We start from the raw sequence: 5,608 nt of genomic DNA on the forward strand, positions 1-5,608 counted from the left end.
TCAGGACCTGTTACCTTTGGATCGTTTACAAATTTAACTTCTACTCCAAGTCTTTCACTTAAAGCGGGAGCAACCGGCTCCAGAGACATCTCCGGAAGAGGCTCGCCCTTCGGCTTTCCTAAATGGGAACAAAGAATCACTCTCGCGCCCTGATCCAATAATTTCTTAATTGTAGGAACGGCTCCGTCAATACGGTTGAAGTTCTGAATTACTCCATCCTTTAACGGCACGTTAAAATCACATCTCACTAAAACTTTCTTTCCCTGTAATCCGGTTAAATCATCAACTGTTTTCTTATTAAGCATATTTCAATGCTCCTTTCCTATTTTTAGCCCATGTTTTTGGGCAGAACCCACCCCGTTTTATTGGGCATAAAAGGATACCTGTAAGGTGTTTCCTTTATTTTTCAAGATATATAAAAATAAAAGGCCCGGTCCATAACGACCGGACCCTTTGTGGATCATTAGCCTAACTCAGCAAAGTACTTAATTGTACGAACCATCTGGCTTGTATAGGAGTTCTCGTTGTCATACCATGAAACAACCTGAACCTGATATAAATCATCGCCGATCTTGGAAACCATGGTCTGAGTAGAATCGAATAAGGAACCAAATCTCATACCAACAACATCAGAGGAAACGATTTCATCTGTATTGTATCCGAAGGAATCGCTTGCCGCTGCCTTCATAGCTGCGTTAATGCCTTCCTTGGTTACGTCTGCGCCCTTAACAACTGCTGTTAAGATGGTAGTGGAGCCTGTTGGAACCGGTACACGCTGTGCGGAACCGATTAACTTGCCGTTTAATTCCGGAATAACCAGACCGATTGCTTTTGCAGCGCCGGTGGAGTTTGGAACGATGTTGGCAGCGCCTGCTCTTGCTCTTCTTAAATCACCTTTTCTGTGAGGTCCGTCAAGGATCATCTGATCGCCTGTGTAAGCATGGATTGTACTCATGATACCGGACTGGATCGGTGCATAATCGTTAAGAGTCTTAGCCATAGGAGCCAGGCAGTTTGTTGTACAGGAAGCAGCGGAGATGATCTTGTCATCTGCTGTCAATACATTCTCATTTACGCTGTAAACAACGGTTGGAAGATCGTTTCCTGCCGGAGCAGAGATAACAACCTTCTTAGCGCCTGCATCGATGTGAGCCTGAGCTTTGTCCTTGGAGCAGTAGAATCCTGTACACTCAAGAACTACATCAACGCCGATCTCTCCCCATGGAAGTTCAGCAGCTTTTGCCTGGGCATAAATTTTAATAGTCTTACCATCTACAGTAATGGAGTCCTCGGAAGCCTCTACTGTGTGAATACCTTCACCATAGTATCCAGCGTATCCGCCCTGAGCAGTGTCATATTTTAATAAATGTGCTAACATCTTTGGATCTGTTAAATCGTTAATAGCTACTACTTCATAGCCCTCTGCGCCAAACATCTGTCTGAATGCAAGACGGCCAATACGGCCGAAACCATTAATCGCCACTTTTACTGCCATAATTCAATTCCTCCTAAGAATAAAATTAAATTTGATTGTTAAATATTAATCAACTACCCTTTATTTTACCTAATATTCCACTAAATAGCAAGTCCTTTTTTTTATTTTGGTTTTGCTCTCCTTAAACCTCACTCTTTACATAGCTGGCCAGATTATAGGAATGGTCGGAAATACGTTCCAGATTGCTGATAAGCTCCAGGAACACAACACCTGCCGAGGGATTGCACCCGCCTGAGGAAAGACGCTCGATATGCTTTTCCCTAAGCTCCTCCTCAAGAAGATCCACTTCATCCTCCCACTTGCTCACCTTACGGATATCTTCCATGTCACCTTTTCTCCTGGCTTCGATGGAATGAAAAAAGGAATTGTAAGCCGCCTGACAGATAACCTCCAGATCAGAAGCACCGGTACCGGAGAAACTGATTTCATGCTGAACCATATATTCTGCCTGCTCCGCTAAGTTTTCTGCGTGGTCACCTACACGTTCTATATCATTGATGCTGTAAAATAAGTTGTTGACTACCAGCTTTTGCTCCTCTGTCAGGGACAGATTGTCGATTTTGACCAGATATTCCATCAACATCTTTTCCATATTATTGATCGTCTTTTCTGTTTTATACACTTCTTTTACTTTATCCCCATTTTTCGTGAGGACCGCGTCCATAGCCAGCTTCACATTTTCCAAAGTGATCTGTCCCATATGCACCACCTCCATGGAGGCTGTTTCTACAGCAAAAGCCGGTGACTCAAAGATCCTCTCATCCAGGTGCTTCATGGTCACAGCTTCTTCTCCCGCCATATCACCATCATCGGTTCCCCTCTCCGGAACAAAAAAGCCGGATAAATCCACCAGCTGTTTTGCGAAGGGGAACAGGAGGAGTGTATTGGTCAGGTTAAAGAACGTATGGAATATGGAAATCTGTACTGCAGTGATGTTATGGGCCGCCAAAGCCGGGGTGACCATAAAAAGGACAAAAGAACCGATGCCAAAAATAATGGCTCCCAGCACATTAAAGGACAAATGGATCACTGCCGCCCGCTTTGCAGTCCTGGAGCCGCCAATACTGGAAATGAGGGCAGTCACGCAGGAACCGATGTTCTGGCCAAGAGTGATAAATATAGCTGCATTGGTAGTAACTACTCCGTTCATGGCAAGGGTCTGAAGGATTCCTACCGATGCGGAAGAGCTTTGAAGGAGAGCCGTTACCAAAGCGCCGATCAGCATGCCCAGCAACGGATTTCTTCCTAAAAGCCGGAATGCCTCTGAAAAAATAGGGGCATCGGTATAGGGAGAAATTGCTCCTGACATAAAATCCAGGCCAACAAACAGCATGCCAAGGCCCACCAGGATCTCTCCTATGGTTTTCATCCTCTGTTTATTGCCGAACAGCAAAAGAACCGCCCCGATTCCAATGAAGAGAGGGGCCCAAAAGGAGGGCTGCAATATGGAAAACGCATCTCCCAGCTGATTCATGGATACGATCCAGGCCGTTATGGTGGTACCAATGTTAGCTCCCATGATAACGCCGACCGCCTGGGTCAAATTAAGCACCCCGGCGCTTACAAAGCCGACCACCATGACCGTGGTCGCTCCGCTGCTCTGGATGATCGCTGTGATAAGTGCGCCCAGAAGCACCGCCAGGAAACGGTTGTTTGTAAGCATTCCCAAAAAACGGCTCATCCTGCTTCCTGCGCTCTTCTGCATGCCGTCTGCCATGGTATTCATGCCATACAGGAACATTCCCAGTCCCCCCATAAAACCAAACAGACTCGATATGTCATTTACAGACATGTAGTACCTCCTTATAAACACTGATTATGTTTTTATTCCAGCACGCCTCCCTCTTTCCGGAAGACGCACAGTTTAAAATATAACATAGGCGGAATTGCTTTTTCAATGTTTTTTAAAAATTATGTAAAATTTTGGTGAAATTCAGGTAAAGCTAATACCCTCATACAAGCCAAAAAACCGCCCTGCTGATCGAAAATCAGCGGGCGGTTCAGCCATGGAGAAATTTACAATATTTTTTCATATAACTTAAAACAATGCAATCCATAGTTTCCAAGTCCCAGGTCTACGGTATCCACATACTTAAATCCGCACTTTTCATACAGCTTAACAGCAGGTAAGTTCTTTTCATAAACATCAAGGCGGATCGCTTTTGCATGTTCTTTCATCCCATGTTGAACTGCAAAATCCATCAACGCCATGCCAACTCCATTTTTGAGGTACTCAGGATGAACAGCAAACGTATAAATCACAAATATATCGGAATAGTCAGCATTTATCCCCCATTGCACCTTATGATATGCAGACTCCGGCTCATGACTTAATATCAATGAGCCAACGATCTTTCCTGCAGCCTTTGCAACATAAAGATTGTCATTTGCAACACCGTTAACTGCATCTTCACGGGCCGGATATATACCCTTCCTCCAACCGGGATAGTTAATGCCAGTCTCCAGAAAATCATTCAGATCGTCATAGAGCTGCTCAAGCTGGTCAATGTCGTATTTTGTTCCCTTCTCAATGATAATGTTCATACGTACCTTTCACCTTTCAGAATATTACAACTGGCAGGAATGCAGGAGCAAATCTGTATTCATAGCTTCATTGTATCAGCTCCAATAAACCTCTTCCTCTTTTATCAAGCATAATTTTATCATCCTTTCACCGCGCCTGCAATCAGGCTATCCTGAATCTGATTGCTCAGCATAAAATAAATAACAATGGTGGGCAGAGTGGCAATGACCATGCCCGCTCCGATCAGACCCCAATCGGTGGAATATTGACCTGCAAAGGACATGATACCCACTGGCAAGGTCCGGTACCGGTCGCTGTCCACAAAGGTATTGGCTAACATCAGCTCATTCCAGGTCCCTAAAAATGTAAAAATTGATGCAGTGGCAATCGCCGGCTTGACGATGGGAAGTATGATGGCTGCAAAGCACCGGAAAATCCCGCAGCCATCAATACAGGCTGCCTCTTCTATTTCTATTGGAATGCTTTTGTAAAATCCGATTAATATCATGATGCTCATGGGAAGAGCTCCCGCAATATAAGGAATCAGAAGCCCTAAGTATCCGCCCTTTAACCCAGTTTTATCAAGGACCTGAAAGAGGGGAAGCAGGGCGGCCTGGGCCGGAATCATAATTCCCAATGCGAAAATTCCAAATACCAGGGATTTAAGCTTCCATTTCATTCTGGCTATGGCGTAAGCAGCCATTGCAGATAAAATTCCAGCAACGGCCACGGTTGCCATGGAATAGAATACGGAGTTTAAAAAGTACCGGATTAAATTTGTCTGGGTAAATGCGTTTCCGTAATTTTCCCATCTCCAGATCTGGGGAAGCCCGATGGGATTTTCTCCAAATATCTCTCCATTGCTTTTTAAGGAAAAGGTAAAAAGCCAATATAAGGGAAAAAGCTGAGTCAGTGCAATGAGGCACAGCAGCAATAACTTTATCTTTTTTTTCATCTTCATAGGATCGTCTCCTCATTTATATGGCTGATGCATTTTCTTCCGCTTTTTTAAACAGCCTGCTTACAATAAAGGTGAACAGCAGGCATTCCACTACAATGAAAAATGCCTGTGCGCTTCCATACCCGTATAGGCCTCTGCGGAATAAATTATTGTACATCAGGGTTGCAGGCACTTCACTGGCATGGTTTGGACCGCCTCCGGTCATGACATAGATTAAGTCAAAGGCCCTTAGGGAACCGGTAATGGAGAATATGACGCAGGTCTTGATCACCGGCGCTAAGAGGGGCAGGGTAATCTTTGTATTCACCTGCCACTTACTGGCGCCGTCGATTTGAGCCGCCTCATAATAGTCCTGGGAAATGGATTTGATCCCTGCATAAAAAATCAGCATGTGGTAGCCTATGTACTGCCATACTGCAGGAATCAAAGTGGAGAGAAATGCAGTTTTAGGATTGGAAAGCCAGGAATAGCTGAAATCAGAGGCTCCCAGAGCGCGGATCAAATGGTTTAAAAGTCCATATTCGCTGTTAAACATCTTCATCCAAAGCTGCCCGATCACCATACTGGAAATGACCACCGGCAGAAAGTAAACGGTACGAAAGAACTTTTCCCCTTTTACTCCCCTTGC

General features: G+C 44.7%; 6 protein-coding genes. All 6 read right to left on the bottom strand.

Annotated elements, in window-relative coordinates; all coding sequences use genetic code 11:
* A partial coding sequence (gene pgk / locus RT269_RS29620; RefSeq protein ID WP_313188092.1) for a phosphoglycerate kinase occupies window positions 1-305 on the bottom strand: 305 nt, incomplete at its 3' end.
* Between the two features lie 158 nt (window positions 306-463).
* Window positions 464-1,495, bottom strand: a complete 1,032-nt coding sequence (gene gap / locus RT269_RS29625) for a type I glyceraldehyde-3-phosphate dehydrogenase (RefSeq protein WP_054791531.1) — start codon at window positions 1,493-1,495, stop codon at window positions 464-466.
* Window positions 1,496-1,616: 121 nt separating this feature from the next.
* Window positions 1,617-3,287 (bottom strand): Na/Pi cotransporter family protein, encoded by a 1,671-nt coding sequence (locus RT269_RS29630; RefSeq protein ID WP_313188094.1) that lies wholly within the window; start codon window positions 3,285-3,287, stop codon window positions 1,617-1,619.
* Between the two features lie 224 nt (window positions 3,288-3,511).
* Window positions 3,512-4,039 (bottom strand): GNAT family N-acetyltransferase, encoded by a 528-nt coding sequence (locus RT269_RS29635; protein ID WP_313188095.1) that lies wholly within the window; start codon window positions 4,037-4,039, stop codon window positions 3,512-3,514.
* A 119-nt stretch (window positions 4,040-4,158) separates the two neighbouring features.
* Window positions 4,159-4,980 carry a carbohydrate ABC transporter permease gene (locus RT269_RS29640; RefSeq protein WP_313188096.1) on the bottom strand — a complete coding sequence of 274 codons (822 nt, stop codon included), beginning with the start codon at window positions 4,978-4,980 and terminating at the stop codon, window positions 4,159-4,161.
* 16 nt (window positions 4,981-4,996) lie between these two features.
* Window positions 4,997-5,608, bottom strand: a 612-nt coding sequence (locus RT269_RS29645; protein WP_313188098.1) for a carbohydrate ABC transporter permease, incomplete at its 5' end; no start/stop codon positions are given.

Origin of the sequence: Lacrimispora sp. (assembly GCF_032078915.1) — a bacterium.
Taxonomy (GTDB): domain Bacteria; phylum Bacillota; class Clostridia; order Lachnospirales; family Lachnospiraceae; genus Lacrimispora.